This window comes from Brevibacillus borstelensis (assembly GCF_037834415.1).
GTDB classification, from domain to species: Bacteria; Bacillota; Bacilli; order Brevibacillales; family Brevibacillaceae; genus Brevibacillus; species Brevibacillus borstelensis_A.
Map to the genome: position 1 here is coordinate 1 of NZ_JAUMSJ010000060.1, position 14,661 is coordinate 14,661.

At 55.0% G+C, this 14,661-nt stretch carries 14 protein-coding genes; all 14 read right to left on the bottom strand.

The annotated features are described in order from the left end of the window. Positions 1-291: 291 nt before the first annotated feature. On the bottom strand, positions 292-2,262 hold the full coding sequence (locus tag Q3F21_RS26090; RefSeq protein WP_340259371.1) for a TRAP transporter fused permease subunit: 1,971 nt from the start codon (positions 2,260-2,262) through the stop codon (positions 292-294). Further along, entirely contained in the window at positions 2,263-2,766 is a 504-nt protein-coding gene (locus Q3F21_RS26095) for a DUF1850 domain-containing protein (RefSeq protein ID WP_340259373.1), read from the bottom strand. It lies immediately after the preceding gene. A 41-nt stretch (positions 2,767-2,807) separates the two neighbouring features. After that, positions 2,808-3,815, bottom strand: coding sequence for a TAXI family TRAP transporter solute-binding subunit (locus Q3F21_RS26100; RefSeq protein WP_340259375.1), 1,008 nt, complete (start codon positions 3,813-3,815; stop codon positions 2,808-2,810). Between the two features lie 185 nt (positions 3,816-4,000). Beyond that, a complete protein-coding gene (locus tag Q3F21_RS26105; protein WP_340259377.1) occupies positions 4,001-5,368 on the bottom strand; it encodes a sigma-54-dependent transcriptional regulator in 1,368 nt (455 codons plus the stop codon). A gap of 20 nt (positions 5,369-5,388) precedes the next feature. Further along, entirely contained in the window at positions 5,389-7,296 is a 1,908-nt protein-coding gene (locus tag Q3F21_RS26110; protein WP_340259379.1) for a transporter substrate-binding domain-containing protein, read from the bottom strand. 142 nt (positions 7,297-7,438) lie between these two features. Next, positions 7,439-7,561: a hypothetical protein gene (locus Q3F21_RS26115; RefSeq protein ID WP_340259381.1), complete on the bottom strand. Its 123-nt coding sequence runs from the start codon at positions 7,559-7,561 to the stop codon at positions 7,439-7,441. 375 nt (positions 7,562-7,936) lie between these two features. Continuing rightward, a complete protein-coding gene (gene hisIE / locus Q3F21_RS26120; RefSeq protein ID WP_340259384.1) occupies positions 7,937-8,584 on the bottom strand; it encodes a bifunctional phosphoribosyl-AMP cyclohydrolase/phosphoribosyl-ATP diphosphatase HisIE in 648 nt (215 codons plus the stop codon). Continuing rightward, positions 8,581-9,339: an imidazole glycerol phosphate synthase subunit HisF gene (hisF, locus tag Q3F21_RS26125; protein WP_340259386.1), complete on the bottom strand. Its 759-nt coding sequence runs from the start codon at positions 9,337-9,339 to the stop codon at positions 8,581-8,583. The genes hisIE and hisF overlap by 4 nt, the downstream gene beginning before the upstream one ends. Position 9,340: 1 nt before the next feature. Continuing rightward, positions 9,341-10,084 (bottom strand): 1-(5-phosphoribosyl)-5-[(5-phosphoribosylamino)methylideneamino]imidazole-4-carboxamide isomerase, encoded by a 744-nt coding sequence (hisA, locus tag Q3F21_RS26130; protein ID WP_340259388.1) that lies wholly within the window; start codon positions 10,082-10,084, stop codon positions 9,341-9,343. Further along, complete coding sequence (hisH, locus tag Q3F21_RS26135; RefSeq protein ID WP_340259390.1) at positions 10,081-10,698, bottom strand: imidazole glycerol phosphate synthase subunit HisH; 618 nt, start codon at positions 10,696-10,698, stop codon at positions 10,081-10,083. Before hisH ends, hisA begins: the two co-directional genes overlap by 4 nt. Position 10,699: 1 nt before the next feature. Continuing rightward, positions 10,700-11,299, bottom strand: a complete 600-nt coding sequence (hisB, locus tag Q3F21_RS26140) for an imidazoleglycerol-phosphate dehydratase HisB (protein ID WP_340259392.1) — start codon at positions 11,297-11,299, stop codon at positions 10,700-10,702. After that, positions 11,296-12,597 (bottom strand): histidinol dehydrogenase, encoded by a 1,302-nt coding sequence (gene hisD / locus Q3F21_RS26145; protein WP_425341306.1) that lies wholly within the window; start codon positions 12,595-12,597, stop codon positions 11,296-11,298. Before hisD ends, hisB begins: the two co-directional genes overlap by 4 nt. 33 nt (positions 12,598-12,630) lie before the next feature. Then, complete coding sequence (gene hisG, locus Q3F21_RS26150; RefSeq protein WP_340259394.1) at positions 12,631-13,272, bottom strand: ATP phosphoribosyltransferase; 642 nt, start codon at positions 13,270-13,272, stop codon at positions 12,631-12,633. Positions 13,273-13,275: 3 nt separating this feature from the next. Beyond that, positions 13,276-14,451 (bottom strand): ATP phosphoribosyltransferase regulatory subunit, encoded by a 1,176-nt coding sequence (locus Q3F21_RS26155; RefSeq protein WP_340259396.1) that lies wholly within the window; start codon positions 14,449-14,451, stop codon positions 13,276-13,278. Positions 14,452-14,661: the final 210 nt, after the last annotated feature.

A 14,661-nucleotide genomic window follows, 5' to 3' on the forward strand; every position in this document is an offset into this window, starting at 1 on the left:
TTGTTAAACGCTTCGCTGTTCAGTTTTCAAAGAGCATTTCGTGTCGAACTTTTTCAGTATAACACTTTCAATCTATCGAGTCAAGATCTTTTTTATAGATTCCATCGACCTTCTCTCGTAGATCGTGTCGCTTATTGGCGACAAAAAATAATCTATCACATCTAGCAAATGAAATCAAGGGTTATTTTAAAACTTTTTTTATCTAACCGTAAACCAGAATAATCGATATGTCTCAATCGGCCAAGCAAAAAGAGAGGAACTCTCTCGCCCTCTCTTTATCCGCTACCATTTCTATACTCCTATTGTCGTTATAACGCTTCTTTTCTTCATATATTGAAACGCACAGACCGCAACTATAATGACAAGTCCGCTTCCGATCAGAACAGCCTCGGGGAAAATCAGCAGGATTCCGGCGACTATCAAAGCCAGCCGAAGCAGCCAATTCAATTTGGCAAACAGAAACCCTTCCGTAGCTGCAGCCAGCGCTAGAACCGCCAGCAATGTCGCAATGGTTGCAATTGCGATATCGGCGACCCCTGATTCAAGAATCAGCAAGCCTGGTTTGTAAATGAAAATAAACGGAACAACGAAACCTGCCAGCGCCAGCTTGCATGAAATCCACCCGGTCCGCTGCGGATCGGAACCGGCGATGCCAGCTCCGGCAAAAGCTGCCAAGGCAATAGGAGGCGTCAGGTTGGCTATCGCTCCAAAGTAGAAGACAAACAGATGAGCTGCCAGAGGATCGACGCCAAATGTCGAAAGGGCCGGTGCCGCCATCGTAGCGGTAATGATATAGCAGGGAATGGACGGCAGCCCAAGTCCGAGAATAATGGAAGCGATCATCGTAAACAGCAGCGTCATAAACAGGCTGCCCGATCCCATCATCAAGATGATATTGGCCAGCTTCAAGCCTAATCCGGTCAGGCTGAAGACACCAACTGTTATTCCGACAGCTGCACAAGCTGCCGCTACGCCAAGCGTGTCCCTCACGCCTGCTTCCAGCGCTTGCAAAACATCGCGAAAGCCCATTCGGTTGGAAGGACGTAAAGCCGCAATCACGATGGTAGCTATAATGGTAGCCACAGCGACAAGAGTCGGCGTGTAGCCCATCATCAGCAAAACGACCAGCAAAATCAGAGGCAGCAGCAGGTGTCCCCGTTCTTTTAAAACGTCCTTTATTTTCGGGAGCTCTTCCTTCGTCAACCCTTGCAAATTATCGCGTTCAGCCCTGAGATGCACCTGTACCAGCAACCCGAAATAGTACATGATTGCCGGTATTAAAGCGGCGATGGCAATCGTAACGTACGGGACGCCCAGCGTCTCTGCCATGATAAAAGCAGCCGCCCCCATAATCGGGGGGAGGATTTGCCCGCCGACGGCAGCGGTAGCCTCCACACCCGCGGCAAAATCCGGCCTGTAGCCGACCCGTTTCATCATCGGAATTGTAAACGACCCGGTAGTGACAACGCTGGCTACTGCCGAACCGTTAATCGAGCCGTGTACCGCGCTGGCGATTACTCCAACCTTGGCCGGCCCGCCCTTGCTGCTGCCTGCCAAAGCCAGCGACAAATCGTTAAACAGCGTCCCCATCCCCGACTTTGACAAAAAGGCCCCGAAAATGATGAATAAAATAATAAAGGAGGCGGAAACCGCAGTCGCATCGCCAAAAATACCCTCAGTGGTGACGTACATATAATTGAAGATGTCGCCGAACGTATAGCCCCGGTGGGCAAAATCTCCCGGCAAATACGGGCCAAGGTACGCATACGCGACAAAAATGCCGGCCATCGCCGTAAGCTCCCATCCCGCCACACGGCGAGAAGCCTCCAATACGAGCAAACAGGTGATCGTCGCAAAGGCAACATCCAGCCTCGAAGGGATACCGCCGCGATTGACAATATCGAGATAATGAATGAATATATAGCCGGCCGTCCCCAGTGACGCCAGTGCCAGCGCCGCATCCGATAGAGACAGCTTCTTGCGCGATTCCTGCTTCCATCCCGGATACAGCAGGTAGATCAGGCAAAGGACGACCGCCACGTGGAGCGAACGGTGCTTCAGCGTTACAAACGGTATCGCATAGGCCGCATAAAGATGATAGAGGGCAAAGCAAATGGCAATTGCGGAAACGAGCAGACCTATCCACTTTTTGTCAAAGACGCGAAACCTGGCTTCTTTGTCGTATTCTTGCAATACAGTCTGCGCCTTGGTTTCATTTTGGCGCACTTCTTCATCTGAAAGCATCCGGTTCGAAGCACTCATCTATCCGTCACTCCCTTTCGTTTCAAGCTTGTGTACAAACCGGTACCACCAGGGAAACCACCTGACGGAAAGCTCCAACGACGTACCAAGTGGCAATACATCGGATAATTTCCACTGTCGGCCGCTGACTCGCAACAAGTAATCGTCTCGCGTAACCAAATAGAGAATAGATTCCCGCCTATCATGCAGGCCGGATACCTTGATCCAGCCATCCTGAACAGTTACTTCCGCATCCTCAAGCTCTGCCGGAACTCCTGCTCCAAAGGAGCGAAAAGAAGTCTCTGCCAACTCCATTCCGCGAAGCCAATGCACACTATACGTCTCCCTCCAAGGAGTAAGCTCGACAGAATGGAGCCACTCGATCTCAAAGCGATCGGTCATTCCGAGAGGTACTGCACCGATTGTTTTATGCTGGTGAAAATCGTTCAACAGTAAAAAGGGCTGGGGCCCCAGAACCGCGAGGCCCACAAGGAGGATAAGCAGCCTGAATATCCATTTCTTCACGGTGTCCTCTCCCTTTTCTTCTATACATGCGTTTGGATCGACTAGTTAAGAGCGCCTGCTTCCTTGTAGTATTTTTCTGCACCCGGATGGAGCGGCACGACAAGGTTTTTGCCCGCTTCCTTGACGTCGATGTCCTTGGCGGCACTGTGCGCCTCTTTTAACGCATCGATATTTTCAAAGAACGTTTTGGTCAGCTTGTACACCTGTTCGTCGGAGAAATCGCTCCGAACGAGCATGATGTTGCGAATCGCGGCTGTTTGGATCGGCTGATCGTTTTTATAGAGACCTGCCGGAATCTCGGTGGAGACGAAAAACGGGAACTTTTCCGCCATTTTATCAACGTCCTCTTTTTTGATCGGAACAATTTCGACGTCTTTGGTCGTCATCAGGTCGATCACGGTTGAATTCGGCAGTCCCGAAGTCACGAAAGCCGCGTCAATCGCGTTGTTTTTCAATTGCTCAATCGCTTCCGCATAAGACAAATAGTCGGCCTTGATGTCGTTGTAGGTAATACCGTGACCAGCCAGCACCATGCGGGCGTTTACTTCGACGCCGGAGTTGGGTGCCCCTACGCCAACGCGCTTTCCTTTCAGGTCTGTAATCGATTTGATATTGCGGTCTTTCAAGGTGACCACTTGCACGTAGTTCAGGTACAGGCCTGCCATCGCCCTCAACTCCTTGATCGCGCCGCTATCCTTGAAGTTTTCTTGCCCTTCGTAAGCAAAAGAGGTGACGTCTGACATGACAAAGGCGAGATCGGCTTTTTTCGTCTTCAGCAGATTGATATTTTCCACAGAAGCGCCGGTGGATTGGACGGACGCATTGTAGCCGAGCTTTTCCTTGTAGATTTTGGACATGGCGCCGCCGATGGTGTAGTAAGGTCCCGAGCTTCCTCCGGTGGCAATCGTCTGGAACTTCTGCTCGGCTCCCCCGCCACCTCCCGAAGCTTCTCCGCCTGTCCCGGCAGCCGGCGACGACGGGCCTCCGCAGGCAGCTACAGTCAATACCAGCAAAGTGGACGACAAAATGGCGAGCATTTTCTTCAACAATGCGACTCCCCCTTTTCTTTTTTGAAACCGTTTACAAAAATTATAGCAAAACCCGTGCCACTTCATGTTCAGACGAGAAATGACCCGTTTTTCCTCTCTTCCTCGGAGAGAAAAGAGAAAAACCGGAAAAAATATCCGAACGGGGCGGAATTTTTTTCCGGTTGCAGAGCCAGCGCGTATTCAATTCACGATTCGAAATACTGCTTTAGTTTTTGACGCAGTCCCCGCTCGCTGATCCCCAATTGATCAGCTGTCTTTTTGCGATGCCCACCGTTTTTTTCCAGGGCATGCAGGATTACCAGCCGCTCGGCCTCCTCCAGCGTAATATTCGCCGGCACGAGTACTCCCTCCTGACTTTGGTGGAAATGGCGCTTGCCTGCCTGCTGCTGGCTGGCGACCGAGGCGGGCAAGTCTTCCGCGGAAATGACTTCTCCCGCCGAGAGTGCTACGGCATACTCGACGATATTGGCCAGCTCCCTGACGTTGCCCGGGTACGAATAGGCAAATAGCCTTTTTTTCACATCGGGGCTGCACTCCTTTGTTTCCCTGCCCATGTTGGCGGCGTAAAAATCGAGAAAGTGGTCAATGAGCAAAGGCACATCCTCCTGACGCTCCCGCAAGGAGGGAATGCGGATCGGAATGACATTGAGCCGGTAGTACAAATCCTCCCGGAAAGTGCCTTTGGCGACTTCCGCTTCCAGGTTTCGATTGGTCGCGGCAATGATACGGATATCGACCTCTTTGGTCTGATAGCTGCCCAGCGGGGTCACCGTTCGCTCCTGAATCACCCGCAGCAGCTTGGCTTGCAGGGAAAGCGGCATCTCGCCGATCTCATCGAGAAAGACTGTGCCGCCGTGGGAACGCTCGAACAAACCCGTCTTTTGCTGCAGGGCTCCGGTAAACGCTCCTTTTTCATACCCGAACAATTCGCTCTCCAGCAATGTCTCGGGAATCGCCGCGCAGTTGATTACGGAAAACGCCGCTTGGCCGCGAATCCCCTGATAGTGAATGGCTCTGGCTACCAGCTCTTTGCCGGTTCCGCTTTCTCCAGTGATCAAGATGTTCGAGGGGATGTCCTTGACCTTTTCAATCAATTGGTATATCCTCTGCATCTGCTGGCTCTTCCCGATCATTCCGGCGTAGGACTGCTGCTGTTTGACTGCCGCGCTCAAAACCTCGACCCGCTTGTGCAGCTTTTGAAATTCCAGCGCTTTGTTGACCAGCAGCTTCACCTCGTCCAAATGAAGCGGCTTGGTCAAGTAGTGATAGGCCCCCGCTTTCATGGCCGCAACGGACGATTCAATCGTTCCGAAGGCTGTCATCATGATCACAGTCAGCTCGGGACGCAGCTTTTTGGCCCTCGGCAGCAGTTCCAGTCCACTCGTTGATCCGAGGTTGAGATCGAGCAGGACACAGTCGATCTCCTCCTGCTCGATGAGGACAAGCGCCGTCTCCTCATCCTTTGCTGTAAATACATCAAAATCATCCTCCAGCGCAAACGACAGAGAAGTACAGATCGCCGGTTCGTCGTCTACAATCAGCAAGCGTGGCATGGCTGCCCTCCTTCTTTGTCCTACTGAAAAAACAGGGAAAACGTCGTCCCCTCTTCTTTTGTACAGCTGACTTCGATACGCCCACCGTGTTCCCGCATGATTTTATCGCTGACATACAGTCCCAGACCAATGCCCTGCGTCTTGGTTGTAAAAAAGGGTTCAAACAAATGGGGCAGCTGTTCCTCGCTCATTCCTTCCCCTGTATCGCTGAATGTCAGCTCCACACCTTCCGGGCTTTCCCGAGCTCTGATACACAGACGCTTGACTGGACTTGTCGACATGGCTTCAAGCGCATTCATGATGAGATTGATCAGCACCTGCTTCACTCTCCTGCGGTCTAGACACACTATGATTCCCTCAGGCACTTCGATCTGTACGTCCACTTGCTCGTTCAGGGCCCTCTTTGCAAAAAGGCCCAGGACGGATTCTGCCAGCGCGCCGAGGTCAGTCTCCTGTATTTCCAACGGCTTGGAGCGGGAGTAGTCCAGCAGGTCCTCCAGAATCCGGTTCATTCGTTCCATTTCCTCCGGAACGTATTGCAGCAGCTCGGAGCGAAAGCGCTGGTCATCCAGCTTTTTCGGCAGCAGCTCGATAAAGGTTTTGATCGCGGTCAACGGATTGCGCAGCTCGTGCGCCATTCCCGCCGCCAATTGGCCGAGCGCATGCATTTTTTCTTGTGAAATCAGCCTCGCCTGCAAACGCTTTTGCTCGGTCCGGTCCTGCAAGCTGACAATCCATCCGACATGCTCGGAGACTGCGTTGCCAAAGGGGGCCATGTAGTAATGAAAAATACGTCCGGAGCACCGCTCCAGCTGAAATTCCCCTTCATAAAAGGAAGGCTTGTCCGCTTGCAGCGCTTCCTCCAAAGGCAGCTGCGGGAGCAGAACACTGACATGCAATCCAAGCGCATGATCGTCTGTCATCAGCAGGCGCCGTGTCACCTGGTTGACGAGCGTAATGTGACCGAAGACGTCCAGTGAGAGAATCGCGCTTTCCGTGTTGTCCAGCACCTGTCTTTGGAACGCCATCACGTCGGCAAGGGCGGCAGTCTGGCGCTTCACCTCCGCTTTCAGCCGGTAGTTCCAGAAAAAGATGGTGACCAAGGTAATCGTCGCGAGCGCCATGACGACCAACAAACCAATCACTACCTTGCGATACCAGCCCGTGACATGCGGCGAGTACGGTTCGAAATAGTGGCTGTACAGCCGGGTATAAGTGCCGTCCCGGTAGAGCTTGTTCAAGCCTTCGTTGATCGTATCCAGCAGCTCGTAATTGCCTTCCCGGACGGCAAAGGCGTAATCTGTCGGATTGATCAGTCCTGACCGCATCACGTAGTCGTCTTGTTTGTCCGCCTCCTTCAGCAGATACTCCGCGGTCCAGCGATTTCCGATAAAGGCGTCGGCTCGCCCCCTCATCAAATTATCCAGCGCATCCCGCTGGTTGAAGGACACAAGCATTTTGACTCTTCGGACACTTTCCAGCAACTCCATGCCAACATTGCCCCGCTGCACGGCGACGACTTTCTCCCGCAATTGATTCAGGGTAAAAATTTCGCTGTCCTGCCTGGGTACCAAAAGCACCTCAGACATGGTAAAAAACGATTCGCTAAAGTCAAAAACCAGGTCGTACCGACTCGTATACTTGATTCCGAGGAGCAGATCCACCCTTCCGTCCTTCAGGCAGGCCAGGGCGTCCTCCCATTCCAGCGGCACGTACTCCAGCTCGTAGCCGTTCTCTTCGGCAATGGCTTTCATCAGATCAATGTTGAATCCGCTGGCCTTGCCGTTTTCGTCCACGTATGCAAAAGGAGGAAGCTCCTTGTCGAAAGCGACGCGCAGTACCCTGTCACCGGCCCGCGCCGACTCGGGATACACGGACAGGGATAGGAACAGAAACAGCACAGCCGCCCAGAAGCAGCGATTCCACACAGGTTTTCCTCCCTCTTGTTCGTTTGCCGCACGCTTGTCCAGGTGGATAAGACCCGAAAACCCCTGCCTGGACAGGGGCTTCCTATGTTTCATAAAACCGACGGCGCAGCGCTCTCGCCTCTGGTCCTCCAGGATGTTGTTGTTATTGCGCTGCGCCAGAGCCTGCCGCCAGTTTGGCAAACTCCTCGTCATTTCGCCATTTGAATTCCCGGGCGAGATCCTCCCTTGTCACCGCACGCAGTTCGATTCGCGTTCCTTTGATCATCTCTTATCCCGCCTTTCTCCAAGAAATGTACATCTCTTTTCATGATTCGGAATTTTCCCTCTATATTATAGCGGATGCTCCTGCCAGAGAATAGTGAGCGCCTCATTCATCCAAAAGAAAAAAGCGGCTGTAAGCCGCCCGGTTATGCTCTAGCTGTCCCGGCTTCCACTCCAACCTCTATAGCGGATTGAGCCAAAGCAAAAGGGGATGTGGATGGGGAATGACCGCCATGCGATTCACTTTCGAATTGTAGCGAATCGCGCCCGATCAATCGATGCTGTTAATCTGATCGGCGTAAAAATCGACAAAGCACGCGAGTCGTTCTCGAGGAGCGAATGGCGGAAGGAACTCTCTATTTTACGCTCCCTGCCGCCGTTACCGCCGCTTTTGCAGCTCGGCCAGCACGCCGTCGAGCGGCAGCTTTTGTTCCCGCAGCAAGACAAGCAGGTGATACAAAAGGTCAGCCGCTTCGTAGCGGAGTTCGTCGTGGCTGCGGTTCTTCGCCGCGATGATCACTTCCGCCGCTTCCTCGCCCACCTTTTTCAGAATCTTGTCGACGCCTTTTTCAAACAGATAGGCGGTGTAGGCGCCTTCCGGGCGTTCCGCTTCGCGCGAGGCGATCAACCCCTCCAGCTCGCTTAAGATCGCAAAGCGGTCGGGTACGGCCGCGTTCACTTTGAGGGAATCCCCTGATCCGGCGATTGCTCCGCGAAAACAACTGTACGCCCCGGTATGGCAAGCAGGCCCTTGGGGAACGACTTGCACGACAAGGGTGTCTCCATCGCAATCGTATTTCATCGAAACAATCCGCTGCGTGTTGCCGGAGGTCGCTCCTTTGTGCCACAGCTCCTGACGGGAACGGCTCCAAAACCACGTCTCTGCGGTTTCCAGCGACTTTGCCAGGGACTCCTTGTTCATATAGGCGAGCGTCAGTACTTCCTTGCTCACGGCGTCCTGCACGATGGCGGGAATCAGGCCGTTTTCGTCAAAACGGAGCGCTTCTATGTTCACTGTCGTTGTCATGGCCGTATGTCGACTCCTTTCGCGAGCAAATACTCTTTTACTGCCTGGATCGAGGTTTCCTCATAGTGGAAAATGGAAGCGGCCAGAGCGGCGTCAGCCTTTCCATCGGTCAGCACCTCCCAAAAGTGCTCCCGACTTCCGGCGCCTCCGGAGGCAATGACGGGAATCCCCACCGCTTCGGACACAAGCCGGGTCAACTCGAGGCCAAAGCCTTTCTTTTCACCGTCAGCATCCATGCTGGTCAAAAGAATCTCCCCCGCTCCCAGAGCCTCCGCTTCCTGTGCCCACTCAATCAAATCTCTGCCCGTGGCATTTCGTCCACCATGGGTATACACTTCCCACTTGCTTGCCCTGACCTGCCGCGCATCGATGGCGACGACCACGCACTGAGAGCCAAAGACCCGGGCACCCTCGCGGATCAGCTGCGGCCGCAGCACCGCTGCTGTATTCAACGAAATTTTGTCGGCTCCCGCCCGCAAAATGCGTCTCATGTCATCCACGCTGTTGATCCCCCCGCCGACCGTGAAGGGTATCGTGATGTTGGCGGCCGTCTGTTCGATCACGTCCACCATCGTCTTGCGCCCTTCGTGGGAGGCCGAGATGTCCAGGAAAACGAGCTCGTCTGCCCCTTCCTCGCTGTACTTCCTGGCCAGCTCCACCGGATCGCCGGCGTCACGCAGCCCCAGAAACTGAACACCTTTTACCACCCGGCCGTCCTTTACGTCGAGGCAGGGAATGATTCGCTTGGCCAGCATGCTATTCACACTCCCTTAGCCGAGATACAGCCTCGGTCAGCGTAAAGGCTTTCGTATACAGCGCCTTTCCGACGATAGCCCCGCCGACGCCTTCATCGGCATAACGGCGCAGGGCAGCCAAATCGTCAAGCTCGCTCACCCCGCCCGAGGCGATCACCATTTTTCCGGTCGCGCGGGCAAGCGCGGAAATCTCCTCTACATTAGGACCTGTCAGGGTGCCATCGCGGGCGATATCCGTGTAAATAAAAGTCTCCGCACCGTATTGGGCGAGCCGGCTTGCCAGCTCTGTCCCGCTCACGTCGGTCGTCGTGAGCCAGCCGCGCGTCGCCACCATCCCTCCCCGGCAGTCGAGCCCGATGGCGATTTTCTCTTTGTGGCGGCGGAGAATCCTCTCCGTAAACGGTTCGTCTTCGATCGCCGCTGTCCCGAGAATGACGCGGGAGACTCCCGCATCCAAATAGTCGACAATCTGTTCTTCGCTGCGAATCCCTCCGCCCACCTGCACGGGGACACTTACAGATCGGGCGATCGTTTTGATCAGTTCTCCATTGACGGGCTGCCCTTCCTTGGCTCCGTCGAGATCGACCAGGTGAATCCAGGCGGCGCCTTGGGCGGCCCACTCCCTGGCCATTTCCAGGGGCGAGTCGGCATAGACGGTCTCCTGCGAGTAGTCACCCTGAAACAGGCGGACGCATTTGCCGCCGCGAATATCGATAGCCGGATAAATGGTAAAACTCGTGCTCATGCCTTTTCCCCCTTACACAGTTCAGCAAAATTGGCCAGCAGTCTCATCCCCGTCTCGCCGCTCTTCTCCGGGTGGAATTGCATGCCGTATACCTGATCCAGCCCGACGATCGCCGTCACCTGCTGATGGTACTCCGTCGTTGCGAGCAGAACCCTCTGATCGCTCACCCGCACATGGTAGGAATGGACAAAATAGACGTAATCACCGCTTTTCACGCCGTCAAGGAGCGGATGCTCCGTTCGTACACGAAGCTGGTTCCAGCCCATGTGCGGCACCTTGTACGCCCCTTCAAACCGGACAGCTTCTCCGCCAATCAGTCCCAGTCCTGCGGTGACTCCGTGTTCTGTGCTTTGTTCAAACAAAAGCTGCATGCCGAGGCAAATTCCCAGGATGGGACGCCCCGATGCCGCGTACGAGCGAATGCCTGCTGCAAGTCCCCGCTCGCGAATGTTTTTGATCGCATCCCCGAAGGCTCCGACACCAGGGAGGATCACCCCCGAAAAGTCTTCCAGCCGCTCCGGCCCGGAGACGAATTCGCAGCCGTGACCGAGCCTTTCCAGCGCCTTTCCCAAGCTGTACAGATTGCCCATGCCGTAGTCGATGATTCCGATCATGTTACAAAACCCCTTTTGTAGACGGGACCCCTTTTACCCGCGGGTCAATACTCGTCGCTTCATCCAGCGCACGCGCCAACGCTTTGAAAATCGCCTCGATCATGTGATGGGTGTTGTGGCCGTAATGAAGGATGACGTGCAGATTGAGCCTCGCTTCCAGGGCAAACTTCCAGAGAAATTCATGCACAAGCTCTGTCGGAAACTGCCCCACGACGGGAGACGGGTACGCAGCCCGGCACTCCAGATGGGGCCGGTTGCTGATGTCTATGACGACCTGCGCCAAGGCGTCGTCCATCGGCACAAAGGCGTTGCCGTATCTTTTGATCCCCTGCTTGTCGCCGAGCGCTTCCCGCAGTGCCCGCCCGAGGCAAATGCCGATATCTTCGACGGTATGGTGGTAGTCGATCTCGATGTCTCCCTTTGCCTTGACGGTAAGGTCAAAATGGCCGTGCCGGGTAAACAAGTCCAGCATGTGGTCGAGAAACGGCACGCCGGAATCCTGTTTGCTCTCTCCGGTCCCGTCGACGGCAAATGCCAGGGCGATATCGGTTTCGTTGGTCGTCCGCGCGATCTGCGCGCTTCGCTTGCTGGTCTCGTTCATGATTGTTCACTCTCCCGGTCTTCTTTGGCAAAATCGTAAAGCCGCTCCAAAATGGCGCGTCCGTGGGCATGCAAGCCCTCCTGCTCGGCCAGCTCGACGATTTTGCGGCCGTTTTCCCGCAAATCTTGTTTGCTGTAGGAAACGACGCTCGATTTTTTAATAAAGTCATCCACAGACAACGGCGAGGAAAAGCGGGCCGTTCCATTGGTCGGGATGACGTGGTTGGTGCCCGCGAAATAATCCCCAACCGGCTCCGACGAGTAGGGCCCGAGAAAGATTGCCCCGGCGTTTTCCACCTTGCCCAGCTGGTCAAACGGGTTTTCCACCATAATTTCCAAATGCTCGGGGGCCAATCGGTTGACGACTGCAAAGCCTTCATCCAGGTCCTGTACGAGCAAAATCGCGCCAAAATCCCGCAGCGCCGCTTCTGCGATGGAACGGCGGGGCAGATCGGCCAACTGCCGCTCCAATTCGAGTGCCGTGGCCTCGGCCAATGACTGCGACGAAGTAACCAGCACAGCTGCTGACATCGGATCATGCTCCGCCTGCGACAGCAGGTCAGCCGCAACATAGCGAGGATTGGCCGTCTCGTCTGCCAGCACCACAATCTCGCTCGGCCCTGCAACCATGTCAATGCTGACGAGGCCGAACACTTCCCGCTTGGCGAGCGCCACAAAGATGTTGCCCGGGCCGACAATCTTGTCGACCTGCTTGATTTGCTCCGTCCCGTAAGTGAGGGCGGCAATCGCCTGTGCCCCGCCCGCCTTGTACATCTCGGTGACACCGGCGATGCGCGCCGCTACGAGAATCGCCGGATTGATTTTTCCATCCGCGCCCGGAGGGGTGGTGATGACGACTTCGGGCACTCCGGCAATTTTGGCCGGGACGGCATTCATCAGCACACTGGAAGGATAGGCGGCTGTACCGCCCGGGACATAGAGCCCGACGCGCTTTAACGGCCGTACGATTTGACCCAGGAGCGTACCGCTTTCCCGCGCGGCAAACCACGATTGGCGAACCTGTCGCTGGTGGTAATCGCGAATGTTTTCCGCCGCTTCTTCCAGTGCCGCTTTCACTTCAGAGGAGACCAGCTCCTCCGCCTCCCGGTATTCCGCCCCACTGACGCGAAACTGCTCCAAACGCACCTTGTCAAACCGCTCTGTATAAGCACGGACAGCTTCGTCGCCCTTTTGCCGGACCTCCGCCAATATAGCCTGGACTGCCTGCCGCTGCTGCTGGGTCCCGGCTTCGACGGAACGCCTGGCATCATACTCCGCGGCTTGTATGATTCGTATCATTTTGCTTCCCTCTCCCTTTCCCAGCCCCGCCCCTTACCGGGGGATCGCTTCCAGAAATTTTTGGGCAATGTCGTCAACAGCTTCACTCTTCATCCGGTAGCTCGCCCGATTGGCGATCAACCGCGTCGTAATCTCGCATATATGCTCCAGCTCGACCAGCCCGTTTTCCTTCAAGGTCCGACCGGTGGAGACGATATCGACGATCCGGTCGGCCAGGCCGATCAAGGGGGCAAGCTCGACAGAACCGTTCAGCTTGATCACTTCCACCTGCTGTCCCTGCTCGCGGAAATACCGCGATGCGATCCGCGGGTACTTGGTGGCTACCCGGGGCGCTTCTACGGGAGCCCAGTCCGCCAGCCCCGCGACCACCATCCGGCAGTATCCGATCTGCAAATTCAACAGCTCGTAGACGTCGCGCTCCTCTTCCAGCAGGACGTCCTTGCCCACTACGCCGACGTCTGCCACGCCGTACTCCACATAGGTAGGTACGTCGGTCGGTTTCGCCAGGATGAACTCAAGGCTGGTGTTCTTTACAGGGATAATCAGTTTTCGCGAGTCCTGCAATTCTGCCGTCACCTGCATGCCCGCCTGCTGCAAAAAGGCTACGGCTTCTTCAAAAATTCTGCCCTTCGGCATGGCAATCGTTAATTTTCGTTCATTGTCAGTCAGACTCATCTCTCATTCCTCCTGTCCCGTCAGACAGATAACGCTTTCCTGGACCTGCTCTTCCCACGCAAATGCTTCCGCTCGGTCCTTTACCCATCGGGTCACTACGATCTGCCCTTCCCCTCGCATCCGCTGAGCTTCCGCGAAAGCCTGTGCCCGATATTCATCCGTGTAAAGCAGAAGCACGCCCTGTCTTTCCGCCGATGTCAGCGCAGGCGTCACCTGAAGCAGCCGATCCACCTTGATGGCGAAGCCCGTAGCCGGCGCAGGGCGGCCGAACTGTTCAAGCAGCCGATCGTACCTGCCGCCTCCCAACAGCGGCGAGCCCAGGTCGGCCGCATATCCTTCAAAAACGACACCGGTGTAGTAATCCATGTTGCTGATCAGGTTAAAATCAAGCAGGAGCGCCTCTGTTACTCCGTATGCCTCCAGAGCCGCCCAAAGGGAGGAAACCGTCTCCACGGCTTTGCGGGCTTTTCCGTTCACCGTCAGCTGGCGCGCCTCCTCAATCTTCCCTTTGCCCCCGCGCAGGCGCAAAAGCGCATGCAGCCGTTTTTTTTCCGGGGCTGAAAGCTCAAGCCGGTCAGCCAATTGACGAAATCCGACGAAATCGCGCTCGTACAGAAAGCGACGGAATTGGGACCGGTCTTCCTCGTCTGCCACCGTCTCCTCCAGCAAGCCTTCCACAAAGTCAACATGGCCAATTGCGATCCGAAACGTTTCGACACCTGCCGCTTGCAAGCAAAAGACGGCCAGTGCAATCGCCTCGGCGTCTGCGTCAACGGAAGCATCGCCGATCAGTTCGATTCCTGTCTGGAAAAACTCTGCATTGCGCCCCGCTTCTTTTTCCTGGGCGCGGAATACATTGGTCTGGTAAAACAGCCGAATCGGCAGTGGAACGTCTTTGTACAAGGAAGAAACTACCCGCGCTATGGGCGATGTCATGTCGGGGCGAAGCACGACGGTATGCCCCTGTTTATCCAACAGCCGAAACATTCTGTCAGTAAGTGTGACACTGGCTGCTCCTACCGTATCGTAGTATTCCAGTGACGGGGTCATGATCTCTCTGTACCCCCAACGCTCGATGCAATCACGCAGCTCGCGCTCCAAATGCCGTTGCTTGGCCAGTGATTCCGGCAGTATGTCCCGCATGCCCAAAGGCTTTTCAAATCCCAACGGCTTTGTCATCGCATGTCCCTCCGCATCCATTCGCTTTACTCTGCTAATATGGTAGCAAACTAAAGTGTTAGTAGAAGATTAACATGTTGCTATCTGGCGGTCAACTGCGATAGTTATAGTCTGAATATTTTGTTTATAACAAGCAGTCTCCGCTATTCTTGTCGGTTTTCCCGTACGCAGAAAAGCGGCTGCGGTGGGGAGAAGCCTGTTTCCATTCTG